Origin of the sequence: Microbacterium sp. LCT-H2, assembly GCF_001866135.1 — a bacterium.
Lineage (GTDB): Bacteria > Actinomycetota > Actinomycetes > Actinomycetales > Microbacteriaceae > Microbacterium.
The window spans coordinates 120208-143408 of sequence record NZ_MODW01000005.1 but is presented as its reverse complement, the minus strand read 5'-3'; the positions used below and the strand labels follow the sequence as shown (position 1 = coordinate 143408).

25 protein-coding genes and 1 tRNA gene are annotated in these 23201 nt (G+C 68.9%); 19 read left to right on the top strand and 7 right to left on the bottom strand.

Features of this window, described 5'->3' with window-relative positions:
- Nucleotides 1-128 precede the first annotated feature (128 nt).
- The 11 genes from rplU to BK819_RS13120 all read left to right on the top strand — a co-directional run bounded on the left by rplU (nt 129) and on the right by BK819_RS13120 (nt 7770).
- Entirely contained in the window at nt 129-437 is a 309-nt protein-coding gene (gene rplU / locus BK819_RS13170; RefSeq protein ID WP_025104973.1) for a 50S ribosomal protein L21, read from the top strand.
- An 18-nt stretch (nt 438-455) separates the two neighbouring features.
- Nucleotides 456-713, top strand: coding sequence for a 50S ribosomal protein L27 (gene rpmA / locus BK819_RS13165; protein WP_025104972.1), 258 nt, complete (start codon nt 456-458; stop codon nt 711-713).
- A gap of 98 nt (nt 714-811) precedes the next feature.
- Nucleotides 812-2311 (top strand): GTPase ObgE, encoded by a 1500-nt coding sequence (gene obgE, locus BK819_RS13160; protein ID WP_071329544.1) that lies wholly within the window; start codon nt 812-814, stop codon nt 2309-2311.
- Nucleotides 2308-3093: a glutamate 5-kinase gene (gene proB / locus BK819_RS13155; RefSeq protein ID WP_071329543.1), complete on the top strand. Its 786-nt coding sequence runs from the start codon at nt 2308-2310 to the stop codon at nt 3091-3093. Before obgE ends, proB begins: the two co-directional genes overlap by 4 nt.
- A gap of 9 nt (nt 3094-3102) precedes the next feature.
- Entirely contained in the window at nt 3103-4356 is a 1254-nt protein-coding gene (locus tag BK819_RS13150; protein WP_071329542.1) for a glutamate-5-semialdehyde dehydrogenase, read from the top strand.
- 67 nt (nt 4357-4423) lie between these two features.
- Nucleotides 4424-4645: a hypothetical protein gene (locus BK819_RS13145; protein ID WP_071329541.1), complete on the top strand. Its 222-nt coding sequence runs from the start codon at nt 4424-4426 to the stop codon at nt 4643-4645.
- A gap of 6 nt (nt 4646-4651) precedes the next feature.
- Nucleotides 4652-5254, top strand: coding sequence for a nicotinate-nucleotide adenylyltransferase (nadD, locus tag BK819_RS13140; protein ID WP_082749995.1), 603 nt, complete (start codon nt 4652-4654; stop codon nt 5252-5254).
- A complete protein-coding gene (locus BK819_RS13135; RefSeq protein WP_071329540.1) occupies nt 5251-6303 on the top strand; it encodes a hypothetical protein in 1053 nt (350 codons plus the stop codon). The genes nadD and BK819_RS13135 overlap by 4 nt, the downstream gene beginning before the upstream one ends.
- Complete coding sequence (rsfS, locus tag BK819_RS13130) at nt 6303-6683, top strand: ribosome silencing factor (protein ID WP_071329539.1); 381 nt, start codon at nt 6303-6305, stop codon at nt 6681-6683. Before BK819_RS13135 ends, rsfS begins: the two co-directional genes overlap by 1 nt.
- Nucleotide 6684: 1 nt before the next feature.
- Nucleotides 6685-7374: an SDR family oxidoreductase gene (locus tag BK819_RS13125; RefSeq protein ID WP_071329538.1), complete on the top strand. Its 690-nt coding sequence runs from the start codon at nt 6685-6687 to the stop codon at nt 7372-7374.
- Nucleotides 7375-7512: 138 nt separating this feature from the next.
- Entirely contained in the window at nt 7513-7770 is a 258-nt protein-coding gene (locus BK819_RS13120) for a hypothetical protein (RefSeq protein WP_231919629.1), read from the top strand.
- Between the two features lie 139 nt (nt 7771-7909).
- On the opposite strand, the gene BK819_RS13115 is transcribed toward BK819_RS13120, so the two are convergent.
- Both BK819_RS13115 and BK819_RS13110 read right to left on the bottom strand, forming a co-directional pair.
- Nucleotides 7910-8482, bottom strand: coding sequence for a hypothetical protein (locus tag BK819_RS13115; RefSeq protein WP_071329537.1), 573 nt, complete (start codon nt 8480-8482; stop codon nt 7910-7912).
- A 552-nt stretch (nt 8483-9034) separates the two neighbouring features.
- Nucleotides 9035-9718 carry a Crp/Fnr family transcriptional regulator gene (locus BK819_RS13110; RefSeq protein WP_071329536.1) on the bottom strand — a complete coding sequence of 228 codons (684 nt, stop codon included), beginning with the start codon at nt 9716-9718 and terminating at the stop codon, nt 9035-9037.
- A gap of 748 nt (nt 9719-10466) precedes the next feature.
- On the opposite strand from BK819_RS13110, the gene BK819_RS17125 reads away from it, so the two are divergent.
- Nucleotides 10467-10631 (top strand): hypothetical protein, encoded by a 165-nt coding sequence (locus BK819_RS17125; RefSeq protein ID WP_177173844.1) that lies wholly within the window; start codon nt 10467-10469, stop codon nt 10629-10631.
- 29 nt (nt 10632-10660) lie between these two features.
- Here the strand turns inward: BK819_RS17125 and BK819_RS13105 are convergent, their stop codons facing one another.
- Both BK819_RS13105 and BK819_RS13100 read right to left on the bottom strand, forming a co-directional pair.
- Complete coding sequence (locus BK819_RS13105) at nt 10661-11140, bottom strand: hypothetical protein (protein WP_143049304.1); 480 nt, start codon at nt 11138-11140, stop codon at nt 10661-10663.
- 862 nt (nt 11141-12002) lie between these two features.
- Nucleotides 12003-12075, bottom strand: a tRNA-Ala gene (locus BK819_RS13100).
- A 135-nt stretch (nt 12076-12210) separates the two neighbouring features.
- Between BK819_RS13100 and BK819_RS13095 the strand changes: the two genes are divergently transcribed.
- The 5 genes from BK819_RS13095 (at nt 12211) to BK819_RS13075 (ending at nt 16529) form a co-directional block, all read left to right on the top strand.
- Nucleotides 12211-13278, top strand: coding sequence for an NAD(P)/FAD-dependent oxidoreductase (locus BK819_RS13095; RefSeq protein ID WP_071329534.1), 1068 nt, complete (start codon nt 12211-12213; stop codon nt 13276-13278).
- A gap of 42 nt (nt 13279-13320) precedes the next feature.
- On the top strand, nt 13321-14112 hold the full coding sequence (locus tag BK819_RS13090; RefSeq protein WP_071329533.1) for a hypothetical protein: 792 nt from the start codon (nt 13321-13323) through the stop codon (nt 14110-14112).
- Nucleotides 14109-14636: a DUF3592 domain-containing protein gene (locus BK819_RS13085; RefSeq protein WP_071329532.1), complete on the top strand. Its 528-nt coding sequence runs from the start codon at nt 14109-14111 to the stop codon at nt 14634-14636. Before BK819_RS13090 ends, BK819_RS13085 begins: the two co-directional genes overlap by 4 nt.
- A gap of 28 nt (nt 14637-14664) precedes the next feature.
- Nucleotides 14665-15321: an SDR family oxidoreductase gene (locus tag BK819_RS13080; protein ID WP_071329531.1), complete on the top strand. Its 657-nt coding sequence runs from the start codon at nt 14665-14667 to the stop codon at nt 15319-15321.
- Between the two features lie 83 nt (nt 15322-15404).
- On the top strand, nt 15405-16529 hold the full coding sequence (locus BK819_RS13075; RefSeq protein ID WP_256209469.1) for a glycoside hydrolase family 3 N-terminal domain-containing protein: 1125 nt from the start codon (nt 15405-15407) through the stop codon (nt 16527-16529).
- 3 nt (nt 16530-16532) lie between these two features.
- Here BK819_RS13075 and BK819_RS13070 read toward each other — a convergent pair whose 3' ends face one another.
- The 3 genes from BK819_RS13070 to BK819_RS13060 are packed head-to-tail and all read right to left on the bottom strand — an operon-like array spanning nt 16533 to nt 19099.
- Complete coding sequence (locus tag BK819_RS13070) at nt 16533-17396, bottom strand: 3-methyladenine DNA glycosylase (RefSeq protein WP_083391791.1); 864 nt, start codon at nt 17394-17396, stop codon at nt 16533-16535.
- A gap of 1 nt (nt 17397) precedes the next feature.
- Nucleotides 17398-18423 (bottom strand): App1 family protein, encoded by a 1026-nt coding sequence (locus BK819_RS13065; RefSeq protein WP_071329528.1) that lies wholly within the window; start codon nt 18421-18423, stop codon nt 17398-17400.
- A 4-nt stretch (nt 18424-18427) separates the two neighbouring features.
- Nucleotides 18428-19099, bottom strand: a complete 672-nt coding sequence (locus BK819_RS13060) for a DedA family protein (RefSeq protein ID WP_025104953.1) — start codon at nt 19097-19099, stop codon at nt 18428-18430.
- Nucleotides 19100-19140: 41 nt separating this feature from the next.
- Here BK819_RS13060 and BK819_RS13055 point away from each other — a divergent pair, with 41 nt between their 5' ends.
- Nucleotides 19141-20454 (top strand): anthranilate synthase component I family protein, encoded by a 1314-nt coding sequence (locus tag BK819_RS13055; RefSeq protein ID WP_071329527.1) that lies wholly within the window; start codon nt 19141-19143, stop codon nt 20452-20454.
- Nucleotides 20455-20500: 46 nt separating this feature from the next.
- Nucleotides 20501-23065, top strand: coding sequence for a leucine--tRNA ligase (leuS, locus tag BK819_RS13050; protein ID WP_143049303.1), 2565 nt, complete (start codon nt 20501-20503; stop codon nt 23063-23065).
- Nucleotides 23066-23201 lie beyond the last annotated feature (136 nt).

The following is a 23201-nucleotide window of genomic DNA, read 5'->3' as shown; positions in this document are numbered from 1 at the left end:
CCGCGTCGTCCTCGACGGCCGAAGCGGAGAGTCTTGCATTCGCGCCCGTCGTACCAGCGACGCATGCAAGCAACAGTCTTCCCGTGAGATTCTCGGAGCCGCGTGCTCCCCAACGAAACAGGTATGAAGTGGTTTACGCAGTAGTGCGCGCCGGTGGCCGGCAGGAGAAGGTCGAGGTCGGCACCATCGTTCAGCTCGACCGTGTTCAGGCTGCCCAGGGCGACAAGATCCAGCTGCCCGCCGTGCTGCTCGTCGACGGCTCCACGGTGACCACCGACGCTGACGCGCTGGCGAAGGTCACCGTCACGGCTGAGGTCGTCGGCAACCTCCGCGGCCCGAAGATCGTCATCCAGAAGTACAAGAACAAGACCGGCTACAAGAAGCGTCAGGGCCACCGCCAGGAGCTCACGCGCGTCAAGATCACCGGCATCAAGTAAGACCGAGGAGACCAGGACATGGCACACAAAAAGGGCGCAAGCTCCACCCGTAACGGTCGTGACTCCAACGCACAGCGCCTCGGCGTGAAGCGCTTCGGCGGTCAGCAGGTCCTCGCCGGCGAGATCATCGTCCGCCAGCGCGGCACGCATTTCCACCCCGGCGCCAACGTCGGCCGTGGTGGCGACGACACGCTGTTCGCTCTGGCCGCCGGTGCGGTCGAGTTCGGCGCGAAGGGCGGCCGCAAGGTCGTCAACATCGTCGCTGCTGCTGAGTGATCACAGCACCACGCTAAACATCCGGTTCGGGGCGGGCTTCGGCTCGCCCCGTCCGTGTATCTGCCGTCAGGCACCCTGAGCAACCGAAGGACTCCCACATGGTCACGTTCGTCGACACCGTCACACTGCACTTGCGTGCAGGCAAGGGCGGCAACGGCTGCGTCTCCGTGCACCGGGAGAAGTTCAAGCCCCTCGGCGGCCCGGACGGCGGGAACGGGGGCGACGGCGGCGACATCGTCCTCGTCGCCGACACGCAGACCGGCACGCTGCTGTCGTACCACCACTCGCCGCACCGCTCGTCGGGCAACGGCGGACCGGGCATGGGCGACCACCGCTCCGGCTTCGACGGCGAGACGCTGGAGCTTCCCGTCCCGGTCGGCACCGTGGTCAAGAACACGAACGGCGATGTCCTGATCGACATGATCGAGCCCGGTGAGCGCTTCGTCGTGGCCGCGGGCGGTCAGGGAGGCCTGGGCAACGCCGCCCTGGCGACCCCCAAGCGCAAGGCTCCGGGTTTCGCCCTGCTCGGCACCCCGGGATTCGAGGGCGACGTCGTCCTCGAACTCAAGACCGTAGCCGACGTGGCACTCGTCGGCTACCCGTCCGCGGGCAAGTCGAGCCTCATCGGTGCGATCTCGGCTGCGCGGCCCAAGATCGCCGACTACCCCTTCACGACGCTGCACCCGAACCTCGGCGTGGTCCAGGTGGAGGACTTCCGCTACACCGTCGCGGATGTGCCCGGCCTCATCGAGGGCGCGAGCGAGGGTCGCGGGCTCGGACTCGAGTTCCTGCGCCATGTGGAGCGCTGCTCCGCCCTCCTGCACGTGCTCGACTGCGCGACGCTGGAGCCGAACCGCGACCCCATCTCCGACCTCGACGTCATCCTCGCCGAGCTGGCCGCGTACGAAGTGCCGGAGGGGCAGACGCCTCTGCTGGAGCGTCCCCAGTTCGTGGCGTTGAACAAGGTCGACGTGCCGGAGGCGCGTGACCTCGCCGATCTCGTGCGGCCGGATCTGGAGGCTCGCGGATTCCGGGTGTTCGAGATCTCCACCGTCTCGCACGAGGGGCTGCGCCCCCTCACGCTCGCTCTCGGCGAGCTGGTCGAGCAGCACCGCAAGGAGACGGCGGTCGAGGCGCCGCGCGAGCGCGTCGTCATCCGCCCGAAGGGCTCCGTGAAGCCGTTCACCATCCGCGTCGAGGGTGGCACGTACGGCAACATCTACCGCATCCTCGGCGAGAAGCCGGTGCGCTGGGTGCAGCAGACCGACTTCCAGAACGAGGAGGCCGTGGGCTACCTCGCCGACCGTCTGGAGAAGCTCGGCGTCGAGGACGAGCTCTTCCGTCTCGGCGCCGTGCAGGGCTCGACCGTCGTGATCGGCGAGGGTGACAGCATCGTCTTCGACTGGGAGCCGACGATGAGCTCCGCCGCCGAGCTCATGACGGCGCCCCGAGGTACCGACCCGCGTCTGGCGCCGAACGCGCGCCGGACCACATCCGAGCGTCGTGAGCAGTACTACGAGCGCATGGACGCGAAGGCGCAGGCGCGCGCCGAGCTGGAGGCGGAGCGGCTCGCCACGTACCGCGAGGACGAGGCGTGACCGCACGCACGCGCGCCGATCTCGCGACGGCGACGCGGATCGTCGTGAAGGTGGGCTCGTCGTCCATCAGCGGCGAGTCCTCCTGGCGCATCCCGGTGATCGTCGAAGCCCTGGCGGAGGCACACGCCCGCGGAGCAGAGGTCGTGCTCGTGTCGTCGGGAGCGATCGCCTCCGGTATCCCGTTCCTCCATCTGGACGCGCGACCCACCGACCTCGCCACGCAGCAGGCCGCGGCGGCGGTCGGCCAGAACATCCTCGTCTACCGCTACCAGGAAGCGCTGCGCCCCTTCGACATCGTCGCCGGTCAGGTGCTGCTCACCACCGGAGACCTCGAGAACCCGACGTCGCGCTCGAACGCGCGGCGGGCCATGGAGCGCCTTCTGGGTCTGCGAACCCTTCCGATCGTGAACGAGAACGACACGGTCGCCACGCAGGAGATCCGGTTTGGCGACAACGACCGGCTGGGCGCCCTCGTCGCGCAGCTCATCGAGGCCGACGCCCTCATCCTCCTCAGCGACATCGAGTCGCTGTACACGCGGCCGCCGAGCGACCCCGGCGCCGAGCCCCTCGACGTCATCGCTCCGGACGCGGACCTCTCCGGGCTGGAGTTCGGCGCCACGGTCGTCAACAGCGTCGGCACCGGGGGAGCGGCCACGAAGGTCTCCGCCGCCCGACTCGCGGCGGCCTCGGGTATCGGGGTCCTGGTCACCAGCGCTGACCTCGTCTCCCAGGCCCTGGCGGGCGCCGACATCGGGACCTGGTTCGAGCCCGCCACCTCCTAGACTGGGCGGATGACCGACCTCACCCCTCAGACGCGCCTGGAGCGGGCCAAGGAGGCCTCGCGGGCGACCGCCGCCCTCACGAGCGATGACAAGGCGAGGGCACTCGAAGCCATCGCCGTCGCCCTCGAGGCTAATGCCGCCCGGATCATCGAGGCGAACCAGCAGGACGTCGAGCGGGGTCGTGAGGACGGCATCGGCGAGTCTCTCGTCGACCGCCTCCGTCTGGACGAGAAGAGGGTCTCCGCCCTCGCAGCCGCCGTCCGCGATGTGGCGGCGCTGCCCGACCCGGTGGGTCGCGTCGTCGGCGGGCACCGGATGCCGAACGGCGTGGCTCTCGAACAGGTGCGCGTGCCGTTCGGCGTGGTCGGGGCGATCTATGAGGCGCGACCCAACGTCACCGTCGACATCGCCGCCCTCGCCCTGCGCTCGGGCAACGCGGTCGTCCTGCGCGGAGGCAGCGCGGCACTCCACTCCAACACCGTCCTCGTCGACGTCATGCGCTCCGCCCTCGGCGAGGCCGGGGTGACGCCCGAGGCGATCCAGACCGTGGACGACTTCGGGCGGGACGGGGCGAAGGCGCTCATGCACGGTCGCGGCCTCATCGACGTCCTCGTGCCGCGCGGCAGCGCCGGCCTCATCGAGACGGTGGTGACGGAGTCGACGGTGCCTGTCATCGAGACGGGCGCGGGGAACGTGCACATCCTGCTCGACGAGAGCGCCCCGGACGACTGGGCGTCCGACATCGTCGTGAATGCCAAGGTGCAGCGCCCGAGCGTGTGCAACGCGGTCGAGACCGTTCTCGTGCACCGGCAGGCCGCACCGCGGCTGATCCCGCTCGTCGCGAGCGCCCTCATGAGTGAGGGAGTGGCGATCCACGGCGACGACGTGGTCGCAGGACTCGTGGCCAACATCATCCCGGCGACCGACGAGGACTGGGCGACCGAGTACCTGAGCCTGGACGTCGCGATGAAGGTCGTCGACAGCCTCGACGACGCCCTGGACCACATCCGGCGCTACAGCACGGGGCACACGGAGTCCATCGTCACCACCGACTCCCGCAGCGCAGAGCGGTTCCTGGCCGAGGTGGACTCCGCCGTGGTGATGGTGAACGCCTCCACACGGTTCACGGACGGGGCCGAGTTCGGCTTCGGTGCCGAGGTGGGCATCTCGACGCAGAAGCTGCATGCGCGGGGTCCGATGGGGCTCTCCGAGCTGACCAGTACGAAATGGCTCGCGCGTGGGGCAGGTCAGACCCGCGGGTGAGGGCTAGACTGGGGGACGCTGTATCCCCACAGGACCCCCGAGACAGCACGCCACGAACGGAGTCAGGATGAACCTCGTCGCACAGATCGCGATGGCCGCCGCAGAGACCGAGCACTACGGCAACGTGGCTCTCGACACGGTGATCTTCGGAGTCATCGCCGCGATCGTGTTCGCCGCTCTCGGTCTCGTGACGCTGTCGTACAAGAACGTCGCGAACCGCCACTCGGCGAAGGCGGAGGCCTGGGCGGCGAAGCACGGCAAGGACCACGAGGCGGGACACGGCCACTAGGCCCTCATGAGCACCGCGACCACGCGCGCACCGCGCATCGGCGTGATGGGCGGGACCTTCGATCCGATCCATCACGGCCATCTGGTCGCCGCCAGCGAGGTCGCGCACTCGTTCGATCTCGACGAGGTGGTGTTCGTCCCGACGGGTCGTCCCTGGCAGAAGGCCGACGTCACGCCGAGTGAGCATCGCTATCTGATGACAGTCATCGCGACGGCCTCCAACCCGCAGTTCACGGTGAGCCGCGTGGACATCGACCGCGCGGGTCCGACGTACACGATCGACACGCTCCGCGACCTCAAGGAGCAGCGCCCGGACGCCGAGCTGTTCTTCATCAGCGGGGCGGACGCCGTGGCGCAAATTCTCAGTTGGAGAGACCATGATGAATTGTGGGAACTGGCCCACTTCGTCGCGGTCTCCCGCCCAGGACACGTTCTGAGCATCGACGGCCTCCCGAGCGACGACGTCAGCCAGCTCGAGGTGCCGGCGCTGTCCATATCGTCGACGGACTGTCGCGACCGCGTCCGCGACGATCAACCGGTCTGGTACCTCGTCCCCGACGGGGTCGTCCAGTACATCGCGAAGCATCATCTGTATCGGAGCAAGGCATGAGCACATCGGATCAGCGAGGTCCGCTGACGCGGAAGCAGCTGCGGGAGATCCGGTTGACGGGATCCACCCCGATCATCAGCGAGGAAGAGGCGAAGGCCGCCGCGGAGTCCGCTCCTCCTGCCCAGCCGTTGCCCCGCGCTGCCGAGCCCGTGGTCATCCCGCCCGCCCCGGTCGCCGGCACTCCTGTCGATCCTGAGGCCGCGCCGCTCACCCGGCGTCAGGCACGGGAGCAGGAGAAGATCAAGACAGTCCCGGTTCCCGCCGTCGGCGCACCGGAGCAGCGGCCGGTGGAAGAGCCGGCGGTGCAGTCCGACGCCTCCGGCGACGACGACATGGATGACGAGGTCGTCGCGGAGCCCGTCAGCGCGGCGGAGGCCGCCGACACGGTCGGAGAGGTGCCCCTCGCCGACGAGTACGCGCAGACCCCGGAGCCCGAGCCGGAGGATCCCGCCGTCGCACTCGGCGTCAGCCAGGAGGACGCCGCCGAGGGGGAAGACCTCCTGGATGAGGACCCCGAGAGCGATGTCGACCAGGGGGAGCGTCCGACCGTCAGTCCGACATTTGGTCAGGGTGTGCTGCAGGACGAGGCGCCCGCCGAGCCGGCACCCTTCCGCCCCTCCTTCGACGAGCTGCTCACCTCGAACGACTCGGGGGGCACCCAGCACTCGGCCCCGAACGCGCTGATCTTTACCCCGTCGGCCGGCGAGGGGTCTCTCTCCGGTCCGGTCGCCTCCACCGGCGAGATCCTCGTCACGGGGTCGTACGAGCTGCCGAAGGGACTCGGCTCGCAGGGGCACGCCCACGGAACGACGGACGGCAAAGAGGTCGACGCCGTCCTCATCGACGGTGAGCTCCCGCCCGCGTCTTCCCCCACTCCGATCGCGGCGAGCTCCGCCGTCAGCACCATCAAGCCCGCCGGCGAGGTGATCCGTCCGCCGGCACCCGAGAAGGGCAACCGGCTCATGCTGATCGCCGCCATCGTCGCGGGCGCCCTCGCGCTGGGTCTGGGCACGGCCCTGGTCATCGCCTTCACAGGAAACGTCTTCTGATGCAATCACCCGAAACCGCCGAAGAGATGCTGCGCATCGCCGCCGAAGCCGCCGTGGCCAAGGGCGGTGAGGACCTCGTCGCGCTGAACGTCTCCGAACCGCTTCCGCTCGTGGACATCTTCCTCCTCGTGACCGGCAACAGCGAGCGGAACGTCGCCGCCATCGCCGACGAGATCGAGGACCGTCTCGTCGAGTCCGGACACAAGCGCGTGCGCCGAGAGGGGCGTGCCGAGGCGCGGTGGGTGCTGCTGGACTTCGGCGACCTCATCGTCCACGTCTTCCACCAGGAGGAGCGGGTCTACTACGGTCTGGAGCGCCTGTGGAAGGACTGCCCGGTCGTCCCGATCGAGGTCGCCGGGGCGTCGGCCGAAAACGCCTGACATGGCCACGCACCTGCTGACCGGTGCGGGCTCGGGGATCGGCGCGGCCCTCGCCCGACGGCTCGTGGAGCGCGGCGACGACGTCGTGGTGCTCGCGCGCGATGCGGGACGAGCGCGACAGATCGCCGAGCAGCTCCCCGGGGTCTCGACCCTGGTCGGCGATCTCGCGCAGCCGGGACGCCTCTCGTGGGCGCTCTCGAAGCAGAGCCTGCCCGATCGCATCGATTCCCTGGTGCACGCGGCCGGGGTCGTCGACCTCGGAACGGTGGGGGAGCTCACCCCGGCGCTCTGGGACCAGCAGCTCGCCGTCAATCTCGTCGCCCCGGCGGAGCTCACCCGGCTTCTGCTGCCCGTGCTCCGGGTCTCGCGGGGGCACGTCGTGTTCGTGAACTCCGGCGCCGGGCTCCGGGCGAGCCCGGGGTGGTCGGCCTACGCGGCTTCGAAGCACGGCCTGCGAGCTCTCGCGGACGCGCTCCGGCAGGAAGAGGCCGAGCACGGCCTCCGGGTGACATCGGTCTATCCCGGGCGCACGGCGACGCCCATGCAGGAGCGCGTACACCAGCAGGAAGGTCAGGAGTACGACGCGGCCCGGTTCATCACACCGGAAGCCGTGGCGACGACGATCCTCGCGGCGCTGGATCTCCCGCGGGACGCGCACCTCACGGATCTCACGGTGCGTCCGCAGGGCTGAGCGAGTCAATCACCCCATTCTCCTGCACCTCCTCGTGAGGGTGTCAAGGCCCTTCCCTTCCCTGGCGGGGTATCGGAGGCTCGTCATCAGAGAGTCCTGGAGGGCCGACTGATGTCAGAAGTTCCTGATCCCCGTTTCGTGCTTCACCGCATCACGCCGTCGGAGTGGGTGATCAACGACCTGCGCTATCCCCAGAACGACCCGCGCCATGTCGTCGCCTGCGTCTACGAGCTCGCCGACACCGAGGTCGAGGTCACGTGGCTACGCGATCTTCCGCTGGCGATCCGCTACGGCACGGCGTTCGAGGTGTTGGAGGAGGTCGAGCGGATGCAGGGTGCCAGCCGGGCCACGCGACCCATCGCGATCCCGTCTCGCCCGCCTCTGCTGGCCACCTGAGCCGGCTCCGCGTGAGAAAGGGCACCCCTCCGTGAGGAGGCGGTGCCCTTTCGCGCCGTGCTGGTCAGCCGTCGTCGCCGCGGACAGCCGCGCGGTCGGCGTCCGTGCTGTCGATCCGGGCGCCGTCCGCGGGGCAGGGTCAGGAGGCGGCTGTCGCACGTGCGATGCGATCGGAGACCGACCGCCATGCTCCGAACACCGCTTCCAGGTACGGGCTGGCGCAGGTGCGCCCAGAGATGCTCGCGTTGACGGTCATGACGAAAGCCCCGTCGTAGCGGTCGAAGAAGTCGAACACCGTCGATGAGGGTGCGGGGTCGACAGAGCCAGGTGCGGACTCGAACCGCCATCCGAAGTTGTTGCGTTGGGGCAGATACCACTGGTCCCGGAGGACGACGTCGAATCGACCGATTCCCGCAATGTGGAGAGCGATGCTCTCGCCGTTCCGCGGCATCTCGGCGGGAGAGCCGGCGATGATCGATCCGTCGCCTTGGAAGATCTCCGCGAATCGGGACGACAGCATCTCCTGCACGCTGCGCGCGTCGATATCGCTGGACGGCCCGAGGACGTATGACGACGCGTACGTCATGTTCCCGGCAGGAGTGCTTCGACAGGTGCCCTCCCATGCACTTGTCGCCTGGGCGGGGGCGGGGAGTCCGGCGAACCCCAGGGAGATCAGGGCCAGAGTCACCACGATCTTCACGCTGCGTCTCATCTGCTTGTCGTCCTTTCGTCATCGGACACGGCCCGAGCTGGTCTGAGCCGAAAGGCAATCCGATTATTGGACAGGATACAAAAATATGTGCGTCGCGCCGATGGCTCGCAGCGAGCATGCCGGGATGGGACGATCGAGGCGGGATCGTGGGGCGTCGTACCACGGCCACCGCAAACGAGCCACGATGACGTAGCTGCGGGCACTGCAGCCTTCGCACTACGAACCTGATGCTCCGGATCGAACGAGTCCAAGGCGACTCCAGCAAGGAAGCTCTCGCCGAAGCGAACCGCATCATTGAGAAGATGCGTCGGTGGGCGCACGATCCTCACCAGCTTGAACCGCGGTCGCTTGCGCGGGTCGGGACGATGCGATCCGAAGATACGGGATCGGCTAATGACGGACGGGACCACCCACCACATCGATATGACGCGGCCGGGTCATGTTCTGTTCTCGTCGGTTGGCATCAAGCAGGCATTGCGTCGGGGACCGCCCGGCAGCTCGGCACCCCGCCTTGTGTTGGCGGACCCGGGGAACAGTCCCCGGGTCGGGACGCTATCCCTCTAGGCTCCGCGCATACGCGGCCAGGTTCGTCGCGCTCGGGACGACCAAGCGGGCACGTCCGGGCATGACTAATCCCAACCCGGTTAGCTGACTGAGTGCGCGGCTGACGCTCTCTCTGGACGCGCCTATGAGATTGGCGATCTGTGCGTGCGTCATACGGACCAGCAGGCCTCCGCACCGTCGGCGCTCCCCAACCGTAAGTATCGTTTGGGCGAGTCTCAACGGCACCGGACTGAATGTCACCTCAGCGAGACGTGCTTCCAACCACCCGATGCGCTCGCTGACAATAGAAAGGAGCCGAAATGCGATGCGAGGGTCGGCGATGAGGAGTTCCCTCACGTGCCGCGAGTTGATGACGCAGACCTCTGTGTCATCAAGAGCCTCGACGACGTTGTCGCCCATGCGTTGCCCCAACAAGGGCATCTCCCCGAACACAGATCCTTGCCCCAGAATCGCCACGGTGAGTTCCCTGCCTTGACCGCTCGTCCGGAACACGCGCACCCGCCCGGTCCGAAGCACAAACAACAGATCCCGCTCACGCACTGGGTCGAGAACAGTTTCGCCTGGCTTGAACGCTCGCTGCAGCAACTGCTCGTCTAATGCCGCGAACTCTTGAGCACTGAGATCCACAAAAAGATCGGTGTCTCGGAGGCAGTCGAACTCTCTTCGGCTCAAAGGGGTGTTCCTCACCGGCCGCCGCGGAGCCCTCGGTGGCGCGTGTACTTGACTGAGTGTGCTCACCGGATGAGACGACACAAGTCACGAACTGTGATGCGATACCCGAAATACTGCTGCCGCTCTGCGACGTCTGTCACTGAACGGACCATAGTTCTCCGCGTACGGTGGCAGTCCATGCAATCGGAGAACGGCAGCAACACTGAACAAGTTCTCGACACGCATCCTCCCCATCGCATCCGCAGCCCTCGCGGCGGTCTCCCTCCTGGCTATCGCCCCAGCCGCAAGTGCGGCGGAGATGCGTGGAGAGCTCGTCGGGACATTCCAAGGACATGAGGTCACCGCACGGATCGTGGACGCCACGTAGAAGGTGCGCCCGCCGACGTCGTCAAGAAGCCCGCCCCGCTGACGCTCAATACCGCGAAACCGCGCCGGCCTCGCATGGGACGGCGGAAAAGCTCCCGGAGGTCGTCTCCCTCTCGCAACGTCGGCTGATGGACCCTGCCGCGGTGATCGCCGGGCTTCCGCGAGACACGAGGCCGTTGCCGCCAATGGACCGTTACGAACATCTGCAACCAAAACGCGCCGCGAAACTCACGGTCGACACCACCGATGTAGGAGCAAACACCGCATGACCCCTGCATTCACCACCCAGACGCCGACAACGCTGCGCGGGCGGCGAGGACTCACTGAAGAAGCCTCGACGGCCGCGGTCGACGCCGCCTGCCGCAGGCTCAGACTGCCCACGATGCGATCTGTCATGAACGACGCCCTCTCCTACGCCGACCGTGAGCAGCTCTCCTACCGGGGCTTGCTCGCCGAGCTGCTCCTCGCCGAGGTCGACGAACGCTATCGATGGTCCACATCGGCGACGTCGCTGCATTGCACTGCTCCGGCTCGACGGCTGTGGTGACGCCGCGAGCGACGCCACCACAGTTGTCATCAGAGGTTGGTGATGATGTTCGTATCCCAGGCGAGCCACGAGTTCGTGTTGTCGGATGATTGGATACGCACGTGGTTGACCAAATGACCGATGCCGCTGTAGGCCTTGACGGTCACCGGCACACTGACTGTCTCACCGGCGCCGACCGTGACTTGTCCGGTCAGGCCGCTTGCCCCCTCGACCAGGGAGCCCGGGTCTGTCACTGTGGCGCGTCCGGGGGTAATGAAGCGCTGGTCGATATCGACCGTCTCCGTCTCGGCCCCGGAGTTGGTGATGACGATGTCGAACGTATAGCTCGAGCCGGGGCGCACCTTGAACGTGTTATCGACGATCTTGGCGGTGACTTCGTGCTCGACCCAGGTGCCGACGAGTTCGCCCGAGGGCTCGACAGCCTGCGCAGCGGGCGCGATGGCGACGATCGAGGCCGCGACAAGACCCACAGCAGCAGTGGAGAGGAGACGCGAGGTGATTCTGTTCATGAGGTGTGTACCGCTTTCTCCGGACGTTCCGGACTGCCACGGTAGGCAGCAACCGCGCTGTGGCTCAGTGATCAAGATCACGGAACGACGGCTAGTGCAGCCCCAGGCATACTCCTGCATCTGGCACCGAGTCACCCGGACACGCCAACCCGCCGACGCTCCGGAGGGGGACAGCTGAAACTACATCGCGGACGGCGCGGGGACCGAGTTGCATCTGGCACGTGGCATTCGGGTGGTGGTGGTCATGAGGCGGGCGTTGTGGCTTGCGCCGTTGCCATTGCACCGTGCCCGATGAGCCTGGAGACCTGGCCGACCTGCGTCGTGGAGACGCCGGCGGCCGCGCCGTCACTTCCCCTCGGGGGTTGTACCCGGGCACGGGTGGATCGATCTCGGTCACTGCCAGCAACGGCGTATACCGCTGGCATGTGATCGCATCCTGCGCCACGTACTGTGAGGGGAAGTTCTCGATCACTGATCTGACAAGCGGGCTCAGCGGGGGCTTCTCAACGGCCATTGCCTTGTCTAGATCGGTCGCGACGACCAAGCTCAAGGAGCACAGGTACTCAGGGACCTTGTCGGGCGTGGCATCCAACTTCCTGGTCCCCTGTGCGTGGACGGGGCCGAACAACACGATCTGCAAGTTCGGAACAAGGTTGGTGCGGGGGCCTGGGAACTGACCAGGCCCCTCAGCCGGCTATGCGCACTACATGCGCGGCGCCTCGGCCCTCGTGTGCACGTGGGCTCTCGTTGCTTTTCGTCCGAGATAGTCAGAACTCGTCGAAAAACGTGAGTAAGTCGTGAGCGGCCTCGAAACGGTGGTCCGTAGAAACACGAAAACCCCTGGAGAACCAGGGGTTTTTCGTGGACCTGAGGGGACTCGAACCCCTGACCCCCTGCATGCCATGCAGGTGCGCTACCAGCTGCGCCACAGGCCCAGACGCTGCTCCGGAGTGCTCCAGGCAACGTGAAAACACTACTACACGAATCCGCATCCGCACCAATCGGGACGGGCCACCCGGGCGCGTCGGGGCCCGAGGAACATCCGGAGGACCCACGACGTTCGATCCACCGTGAGCACTCTCGACAGCATCGTGATCGGCGCCGGCCAGGCCGGGCTGTCTGCGTCGTTCCACCTGCGCCGCCGCGGGATCGAGCACGTCGTCCTGGATGCCGATGCTCGCGCCGGGGGAGCGTGGCAGCACCGGTGGGACGCCCTCACGATGCGCGACGTGCACGGGGTCGCCGAGCTCCCGGGCGACACCGCGCCGCCGCGGGACGAGCGGCGGGCCAACATCGCGGTACCGGAGTACTTCGCCGCGTACGAGAAGGCCCATGAGCTGCCGGTGCTGCGGCCGGTGCACGTCCGCCGGGTCCACGATGACGACGGCGTCCTGGTCGTCCAGGCCGACGAGGGGGAGTGGCGCACCCGCACCCTCGTCAACGCGACGGGCACCTGGACGCAACCCTTCCTCCCGCACTATCCGGGGATGGAGACGTTCCTCGGAGAGCAGTTCCACACCGTCGACTACCCGGGCCCCGAGCACTTCCTCGGCAAGCGGGTGCTGGTCGTCGGCGGCGGTGCGTCCGCCGTGCAGTTCCTCGGTGCCCTCGCTCCGCTCACCGAGACCCTCTGGGTCACCCGACGCCCACCCGTCTGGCGCGACGACGATTTCACGCCGGAGGCCGGGGCCGCCGCGGTCGCGCTCGTCGAGAAGCGCGTGGCGGCCGGCCTGCCCCCGGAGAGCGTGGTCAGTGTCACGGGTCTCATGCTGCGACCGCAAGAACGCGAAGCGGAGCGCCTCGGGGCCTATGCCGACCGTCGACCGCTCTTCCAGCGCATCGAGCCCGACGGCGTGCGCTGGGCCGACGGATCGTTCGAGCGGGTGGACGTGATCCTGTGGGCGACGGGGTTCCGGCCGGCCATCGGCCACCTCGCCCCGCTCCACCTGCGCAGTGCCGCGGGCGGAATCCAGCTCGACCGCGGCGGCCGCGGTACGACGGCGGTGGCCGACCCCCGGGTGCAGCTCGTCGGGTACGGCCCGTCTGCGAGCACCATCGGTGCGAACCGGGCGGGGCGGGCCGCGGCGGCCGGTGTCGTCCGCGCGCTCGCGATGACGGGAGCCGCGGTCTCGTCCTGATCGTTTCGTCGTCCGGCGCATCCTGTGGATACGCTGGGAGGCATGCTGCGCATCGTCCTGACCGTCGTCTGGCTGCTGCTCTCCGCGTGGCTCGTGGTGTGGGTGGGGGAAGGCCTGTTCGGTGTGAACCAGCGCGAGTCGATCCTCCCCTTCGCGAGCGACGACGGCCCGGGCGGACCGATCGTGATCGGCGTCGCCTGGGGCCTGCTGCTCACCTTCGGCGGATCGATGTCGGGTCTGGCACGGCGCAAGAAGCTCCGCGGGCCGGCGCAGATCGGTGTCGGCACCATCGTCGAGATGTCCCGCACCGGCGTCACCGTGAACGACGTCCCGCAGTACGACCTCTTCATCCGGGTCAGCCCCAGCATCGGCGACGACTTCATCGGACAGCTGCGCATGCTGCTCGACGCCGGCGACGTCGGAGCCCTGCAGGTCGGGCAGCCCGTCCCCGTCCGCTACAACGTGGATGACCCCGACACGGTCGAGCTCGCCGACCTCAGCGACCCGAGCGTCCGGGAGGCGATGCTGCAGTGGCGCATCGACCGCGGCCTCATCGACCCGTCCCAGGTCCGCGCGCGCACGACGGGGATCCAGGTGCCCGCGTCCGTGGTGGGGGTGCGTCCGACCGGGCGGCGCCGTGAGGGGCAGAGCGAGCTCGCGCTGACGGTGCTCGTTGCCCCCGAGGGAGCAGAGCCGTGGGAGGCCGACACCACCGTGTTCGTCTACCCGCAGGCCGTGTCGCGCCTGCAGGTGGGAGCGCCGATCTGGGCGTTCTACCAGCGGGAGGATCCGCACACGGTCGCCGTCACCATCGAGAAGGAGGCGGCACGATGAACCCCCTCGACACGCTGATGTGGCTGGTGAACTTCCCCGCCGCGCACGGCTATGCGATGGTCTTCATCGCGGCGTTCTCGATCCTCGGGCTGTTCGCGATGTCCGCGCGAGGCGTGACTGCCGGCGGCTCGCTGCGGGCGGTACGCGAGCGGGAGGGTCTGGTTCCGGCGGGCACGCGATCCAGGGGCAGCATCGGCGGCGCCGCGGTCCGCGTGCTTTTCCGCGTCCTGGCCTTCGTGATGCTCGGCTCCCTCATCATCGGCATCCTGAGCCTGACCGGTGTGCCGGTGACCCGCGCGTACATCTTCGAGAACGGCCGTCCCACCACCGGCACGGTGGACGGCGACTGGGTGACGTTCACGGCCGCGGATGGCACCGAGTACACGCTGGAGAGCGACTTCTTCACTCCGGCCGTGTACCCGGACCGTGACGCGTGGCTCCCGAGCGGAGCGCCCGTGGTCGTGCGGTACCTGCCCGCGCACCCTCAGGCCTTCGTCATCGACAGTTCGCAGATCCCGGACTGACGTCGGTGAGGGCGCGTAGGGTGAAGACATGTCGCGCATCCTCGTCTTCGGCGGCCACGGCCGCATCGCCCTGCTGCTCGCCCCGCTCCTCGTCGCCCGCGGTCACGAGGTCACAGGGGTGATCCGGAACCCCGATCACGTGTCCGAGGTGGAGGAGGGTGGCGCGATCGCGCTCGTGGCCGACATCGAGACCATGGACGTCGACGCCCTCACCGAGATCATCCGCGGGCATGACGCGGTGGTGTGGTCGGCGGGCGCCGGGGGTGGGAGCCCCGAGCGCACCTACGCCGTCGACCGGGACGCGGCGGAGCGGACCATGGACGCGGCCGAGCGCGCCGGTGTGCGGCGGTACGTCCTGGTGTCGTGGATCGGGTCCACGGCCGACCACGGAGTCCCGGAAGAGGACTCCTTCTTCCCATACGCCGATGCGAAGTGGGCTGCCGACGAGCACCTCCGCGCTTCCGGCCTCGACGGGACGATCCTCGGCCCCGGCACGCTGACCTTCGACGACCCGACCGGACGCATCCGCATCGATCCGGAGGGGCGCGGCGAGGTCTCGCGCGCCGACGTCGCGGCAGTCATCGTCGCGACCCTGGAGGACCCGGGCACGATCGGGCGCACGATCCGCTTCGGCAACGGCGATGAGGAGACTTCGGTTCCGATCGCCGAGGCGATCGCACGCTGAGAGCGATGAAGCAGGGCCGGTCACGGGTGCGGCGGGGCGTCGGCGCTGCACTCGTCCTGCTTGCCCTCACGGGAGGTGCCTGCGTGTCGGCGGCTGCACAGTCCAGCCCGGAGCCCGCTGCAGAGGCGGTGTCGGTGCAGGCCGCAGAACCGGACGCGTTCCGAGAGCAGGCCGCCGCCCTCGTCGCGGACATGAGCACCGCGGATCAGGCGTCATCCATCGTGATGGGACACATCGGCGGGACCGATCCGGCAGCGCTGCATGACTACATGAAGTCGGGGCTCGGAGGGTTCATCCTCATGGGCGGCAACATCCCGGCCACGGAAGCGGAACTCCGCACGCTGACGTCAGCACTGGCGATCGATCCCGCGCTCCCGCCGCTGATCGCGGCGGATCAGGAGGGCGGCATCGTGTCGAGACTGCCGTGGGACACGTACGCGGCGTCGCCGATGCTGAAGAATCGCCCGGTGGACGAGACGGAGGCCGCGTTCGCCGCGCGCGGCGCGCTCGTCGCCCGCGCCGGGATCACTGTCGACTTCGGCACCGTCGCCGACGTCCCCGCGGACCCCGGCTCGTTCATCTTCGCCCGGGCCCTCGGCGCCGATCCGGAGGGTGCCGCCGCTCGCACCGCCGCCGCGACGGAGGGCCAGGAGCACTTCGTCGCGTCCACGCTCAAGCACTTCCCCGGGCACGGAGCGGCACCGGGCGACTCCCATCACGCGATCCCGAGCACCAGCATGACGAAGGCCGCCTGGCGCGAAGCGGACGGCGTCCCGTTCGCCGCCGGCATCGAAGCCGGCGCCTCGTTGCTCATGTACGGCCATCTCGCGTACACCGCCGTGGACTCCCGTCCGGCGTCGCTCTCCGCCGAGTGGCATCGCATCGCGCGAGAAGAGCTCGGGTTCGACGGCGTGGCCGTGACGGACGACCTCGGCATGCTGCTGTCCTCGGGGGATCCGGCCTACGCCGACCCCGTCGCGAACGGCGTCGCCGCGGTCGCAGCCGGCAACGACCTCGTGCTCATGATCGCGGGGTCCACGGCGCAGACCGCGACCGAGATGGCCGCGGGGATCGCCGCGGCCGTCGACGCCGGGACGCTCCCCGCCGAGCGACTGGAGGACGCGGCGACCCGAGTGCTCGCCCTGCGGCTGCAGCTCGCCGCAGCGTCGTCGTCGTGGGCGGTCTGCGGGGACTGCGCCGTCCGCTGACGCTCAGGCTGCGGCGCGCTCGTCCGGGCCGAGCCAGGCGGTGAGGAGGGCGGCGCGGAGGCCGGCGCCGCGGTCTGCGAAACCACGCTGGCGCCGGACGTACTCGGCCTTGCCCTCCGGCGTCTCGATGCGTACCGGTTCGACGTCCCACGCCGACAGGTCGTACGGGGCGGCCTGCATGTCGAGCAGTCGGATGTCGCGCGCCAGCTCGAACGCGTCCAGTAGCAGTTCTCCGGGAATGAGCGGGCCGAGTTTCATCGCCCACTTGTACAGGTCCATGCCGGCGTGCAGACAGCCGGGCTGTTCGAGGAGCGGCTGATCCTCTCTCGTCAGTGCCGCGCGGTTGCGAGGCGCCGCCTCCGGAGTGAAGAACCGGAAGGCGTCGAAGTGCGTGCAGCGGAGATCGTGGCCCTCGACCACCGCGTCCGTGCCCTCCTGCCCGAGCCGCAGGGGGACGGCATGCCGATGCTCCGCGGCACGGTAGACCATCGCCCACTCGTGCAGGCCGAAGCAGCCGAACTGCCCGGGCCGGGAGCCGGTGCGGCGCAGCATCAGCGAGACGAGGCGAGCGAGCTCCGGCTTCTCGGCGGCGAAGCGCTGGGCGTCGGGGATCGCGCCGCCGGGTGTGATCCCGGGGGAGTACCAGCGCCATGTCACTCGCTCGGATGCGTCCTGCAACTCCACGCCCGCCCCCGGGTGCCATCGCCGGAGCTGTGCGGGCTTATAGCCGTAGTAGGTGAAGAGGAAGTCCCACACGGGGTGCTTCTCGCTGCGCGCCACACGGTCTCGGTGCTCCGCCGTCAGCGCGTCGGCCCGTTGCCGATGCGCGTCCTCGCGCTGCAGCCAGTCGTCACGCCTGAGGATCATGTCAGCGCAGGATGCCCGCATCGCCGAGCTGGTCGCGGAGGCCAGCGCCGTCCTCTGCGCTCACCCACGGAGCCTCGTCCGCGTCATGGGATTCCATCTCGGCGCGACCGCCGGCGAGCACCGCCTCCGCGGGCAGCAGCCGTCGGATCGCGACACCCGCGACGGAATCCGGGTACTCCTCCTGGAACTGCGTGTAGATGGCCTCGTCATGCTGGCCGTCGTCGCCGATCAGCAGCCATTTGACGTCCGGGAACTCGGTGGCCAGCCGACGGAGATTCGTGAGCTTGTGCTCGCGACCGCTGCGGAACCAGCGGTCGTGCGTGGGACCCCAGTCGGTCAGCAGCAGCGAGCCGGCGGGGAAGAGGTGCCGACCGAGGAACCGCGACAGGGTGGGGGCGACGTTCCAGGCGCCGGTGGAGAGATAGATCATGGGGGCGCCGGGGTGCTGCCGGAGAAGCTGATCGAGCAGAACCGCCATCCCGGGCACAGGAATGCGTGCGTGCTCGTCGACGACGAACGAGTTCCAGAAGGCGATGAAAGGGCGGGGGAGCGCCGTGACCATGACGGTGTCGTCGACGTCCGACACGACACCGAACCGGGTGGCCTCCGCGACGACGAAGGCCCGGGCCTCGATGGGCTCCTGCCCCTCGACAGTGATCGTGAAGGTCTGCCAGCCGGGGTCGAGCTCGGCGCGGATGACGGTGTCGATGACGCCGCCGCGGTCGGCGACCACCCGATGCGTGCTGTCGCCGACATGCACGTCGACCGAGGCGAAGCCCACGGGGATGCCGACGAAGCTGCGCCAGCCGCGGATGCTCGCCGGTTCCCCGTCGCGACCGGGGCGCTGCGGCGGGACGATCAGGACGCGACAGAGCACGCGGACCCACCCGGGGCCGCCGTAGCCCGGGAAAGGCAGCACGGTGGCGTTCCGGCCGCGGCGGCGCGCTCGTCCCTCGCGCCACACGTGCAGGCGGTGCTCGAGACGGGCGAACCAGTGGATCCTGGGCGCCGGGGGTGCGGGGGCCATTGCCTCAGTCTTTCACGTCGGCGTCGGACTCCGCCGCAGGGGCCTCCAGATGACGAGCTTCCAGGCGGTGCAGCAGCCGCTTGCCCAGGTAGGCGAGCACGAGGAACAGGGCGATGACCCCGACGAACAGGTAGCCCGCGAAGTGCACGCGGTCGACGAGCTCACGGAAGCTCCCGGCCGCCAGTGAGGTCACGCTCACGTAGGCCGAGGCCCAGATGATGCAGGCCGGGGTCGTCCAGGCCAGGAAGCGCCGGTAGGGGTACTCGCTCATCCCGACCGTGAGAGGGACGAGGGAGTGGAGGACAGGGAGGAAGCGGGAGAGGAAGATGGCGATGCCGCCGCGTCGCGCGAGGTAGTTCTCCGCGCGGACCCAGTTGTGCTCCCCGATCCGCCGCCCGAGCCAGGAGGCACGGATGTAGGGGCCGAGCCAACGGCCGAGCCAGAAGCCGATGCTCTCTCCGATGAGGGCGCCAACGACGACGGCCACACCCATCGCGATGCCCTCCAGAGGGGTGGCGACGCCCATCGAGGCGATGATGACGATCGTGTCGCCCGGGACGATGAGGCCGATGAGGATGCTCGTCTCTAGCATGACGGCGAGACCTGCGACCAGCGTGCGCGTGACCGGATCGATCGACTGCACGGTGTCGAGGAGCCAGAGCAGGAGGTCGTCCACCCCATGAGGATACGGGAGCGGCCCGGTCCTAGGCTGGAAAGGTGCCCGACCGCCTGAGCTCCCGACCGCTGCCGTCCTGGGTGGCTCCGGAGCGTCTCTTCCCGGCGCTCGCGGCGCGGCGGTCGGACGTGTTCTGGCTCGATGCGGGCGCTGACGCCGTCGAGGGATGGAGCTTCCTTGGCACCGGCGTCGCCGAACCGTTCCCGGAGGACGTGCGCCTGGATGCCGGGTCCGTCGAGGCGGGGATGCCGCCGTTCCGCGGGGGATGGGTCGGCTGGCGGGACTACGAGAGCGGAGCCGCGCGCGCGGGGGCGCCGGTCGCCATCGACCCGGAGCCGGAAGCCCGGACGTGGCTGCGCGTGACCAGGGCCGTGGCGTTCGACCACGCCGCGCACCGCCTGTGGCTTCTAGCCCCGGAGGAAGAGGGGGAGGGCTGGCTGGAGAGTCTCCTGGCCGCCACCAGTCTCGAGACGCCGACGCCGCGGGCAGTGGAGGACCGACACGTCGCCGAGGCCCGCCATACACCCGCCGCGTACGAGCAGCTCATCGAGCGCTGCCGTGACCTCATCCACGCGGGGATCGCCTATCAGCTCTGCCTCACGACGCGGTTCACCGTGCCAGGGACCCACGACCCCGTCGCCGTCTACGAGCGGCTCCGGGCGGCGACCCCTGCCCACCATGGCGGATTCCTGCGCATCGGGGGACGTGCGCTCCTCAGCGCCAGCCCCGAGCAGTTCCTCCACGCCGGCGGTGGGGTCATCCGCACCCGTCCCATCAAGGGGACCCGTCCTCGGGGCGCCGATGCCGCGACCGATGCCGCGCTCGCCGCAGAGCTCGCCGCGGATCCGAAGGAGCGGGCCGAGAACGTCATGATCGTCGACCTCATGCGCAACGACCTCTCCCGGGTGTGCGTGCCGGGGTCGATCCGGGTCGAAGGGCTCTGGGAGGTCGAGAGCTATCCGGCCGTGCATCAGCTCGTCAGCACCGTCAGCGGCACGGCCGCGGAGGGGACCACGGTCGGGGCGCTGCTGGAGGCGGCATTCCCCGCCGGAAGCATGACCGGAGCGCCGAAGCTGTCGGCGATGACGCAGCTGCACGAGCTCGAAGGAGGCCCGCGCGACATCTACGCCGGCTGCTTCGGCTACATCGGCGTGGACGGTGCGCTCGACCTCGCGATGGTGATCCGCAGCATCGTCGTGGACGAGGAGGCCGCGTTCGTCGGAGCCGGTGGCGGGATCACCTGGGGATCGGTTCCCGCAGCCGAGGCGCGTGAGGTCGCCACGAAGGCACGCGCCCCCCTCGCGGCGCTCGGCGCGGAAATGCCCGCCACCTGGCGTTCCGATATCCTGAACTGATCCCGTTGTTCCCTTCAGATTGGTCGTGCGTTCGTTGTCCGAGAACATGTCCACCGCTCCCGTCGACGAGGAGTTCTCCTCGCCGCACGCCATCCAGGCCAAGTGGCAGAAGTACTGGGCGGAGCACGAGACGTTCCTCACGGGCGGCGACGAGGACACGCGGCCGCGGCGCTACGTGCTGGCGATGTTCCCGTATCCCTCCGGTGACCTGCACATGGGGCACGCGGAGAACTACCTGTACTCCGACATCGTCGCCCGCTTCTGGCGACACCGCGGTCACAACGTCCTGAACCCCATCGGGTGGGACTCCTTCGGTCTGCCCGCGGAGAACGCCGCGATCCGCCAGGGCGCCGACCCGCGCGAGTGGACGTACCAGAACATCGCGCAGCAGAAGGTGGGCTTCCAGCAGTACGGCGTCTCGTTCGACTGGAGCCGGGTGCTGCACACGTCCGACCCCGAGTACTACCGCTGGAACCAGTGGCTGTTCCTGAAGATGTACGAGCGCGGCCTGGCGTACCGGAAGAAGAGCCCGGTGAACTGGTGCCCCAACGACCAGACGGTGCTGGCCAACGAGCAGGTCGTCGACGGGCGCTGCGAGCGCTGCGGCTACGAGGTCGTCAAGAAGAAGCTCACCCAGTGGTACTTCCGCATCACCGACTACGCGGACCGCCTGCTCGATGACCTGAACCAGCTCGAGGGGTTCTGGCCGCACAAGGTGCTGCAGATGCAGCGCAACTGGATCGGCCGCTCCGTCGGCGCCGACGTCGACTTCCGCATCGAGGGGCGCGAGGAGCCGGTGACGGTGTTCTCGACGCGCCCCGACACCCTGCACGGGGCGACGTTCTTCGTCGTCGCCCCCGACGGCGACCTGGCCGCCGAGCTCGCCGCCGACGCCGAGCCCGAGGTGCGTGAGCGCTTCCAGGCCTACCTGGCCGAGGTGCAGAAGACCACCGACATCGATCGGCAGTCCACCGACCGCCCCAAGACGGGCGTGTTCCTGGGCCGTTACGCGATCAATCCGGTCAACGGCGAGAAGCTGCCGATCTGGGCCGCCGACTACGTGCTGGCCGACTACGGCCACGGCGCCGTCATGGCGGTCCCGGCACACGACCAGCGCGACCTCGACTTCGCACGCGCGTTCGACCTGCCGGTCAAGGTCGTCGTCGACACCACTGCTCCGGTCACCGGTGCCATGCCGGTCATCGAGGTGGACGAGGACGGCGTCCCGATCGATGCGGATGCCGCGCTCGACGAGCAGAACCCGGCGAAGACCGGCGTCGCGCTCACCGGCGAGGGGCGCATGATCAACTCCGGTCCGCTCAACGGCCTCTCGAAGCGCAACGCGATCGCGCGCGCCATCGAGCAGCTGGAGGCCACGGGGACGGGTCGGGCGGCGAAGAACTACCGCCTGCGTGACTGGCTGATCTCGCGCCAGCGCTTCTGGGGCACGCCGATCCCGATGCTGCACGCCGAGGACGGCCGGATCATCCCGGTTCCCGAGGAGCGGCTGCCCGTGAAGCTGCCGAGCGTGGAGGGCCTGGACCTCAAGCCGAAGGGGACCTCGCCGCTGGGCGGCGCGGAGAGCTGGGTGCGCACGACCGACCCGGAGACGGGCGACCCGGTACTCCGGGACCCCGACACGATGGACACCTTCGTCGACAGCTCCTGGTACTTTCTCCGGTTCCTGTCGCCGAACAGCGACACGGTGGCGTTCGACCCGGCCCAGGCGGCGCGCTGGGCCCCGGTGGACTCGTACATCGGCGGCGTCGAGCACGCGATCCTGCACCTGCTCTACGCCCGCTTCATCACGAAGGTCCTCTTCGACATGGGGCTGATCGACTTCACCGAGCCGTTCTCGAACCTGATCAACCAGGGCATGGTGCTGCTCGACGGACAGAAGATGTCGAAGAGCAAGGGCAACCTGGTGCTGTTCCAGGAGGAGCTCGACGCCCACGGCGCCGACGCCCTGCGCGTCGGTCTGGCCTTCGCCGGTCCGGTGGAGGACGACAAGGACTGGGCGGATGTGTCGACCACCGGCGCGCAGAAGTTCCTCGCGCGCGCCCTGCGGATCGCGCACGAGGTCGCGAGCCCGGTCGACGTCGTCTTCGACGGCGGCGACGCGGCGCTGCGCCGTGCGACGCACAAGCTGCTCGCCGAAGCGCCCGCCCTGGTCGAGCAGACCAAGTTCAACGTGCTCGTCGCCCGTCTGATGGAGCTGGTCAACGTGACCCGCAAGACGATCGACGGCGCTGCCGGTGCCGCCGACCCCGCCGTCCGCGAGGCGGCGGAGACCATCGCCGTCATGCTCGACCTGATCGCCCCGCACACCGCGGAGGAGATGTGGGAGATCCTGGGGCACGAGCCGTCCGTCGGACTCGTGTCGTGGCGCTCCGCCGACCCGGCGCTGCTCGTCGAGGACACCGTCACCGCGGTCGTGCAGATCGGCGGCAAGGTGCGCGCGCAGCTGGAGGTGCCGGCACGCATCGGCGAGGCCGAGCTCGAGGCGATGGCCCGGGCGGACGAGCGCGTCATCCGGTCGACCGGCGATCGCGAGATCGTCAAGGTCGTCGTGCGGGCCCCCAAGATCGTCAGCATCGTCGTCAAGGGCTGAGCCCTCGGCGTGCGAGGAGGCCGTGCGGGAAGGGATGATCCTCGGACCAGGCCCCGATCGGGAACGGCTGTCCTCCACGACGAGTCCCTTCTGCGCGTGTCTTCACGGTTGCTGTGCCCGGAGCCGAGAGGCGGTG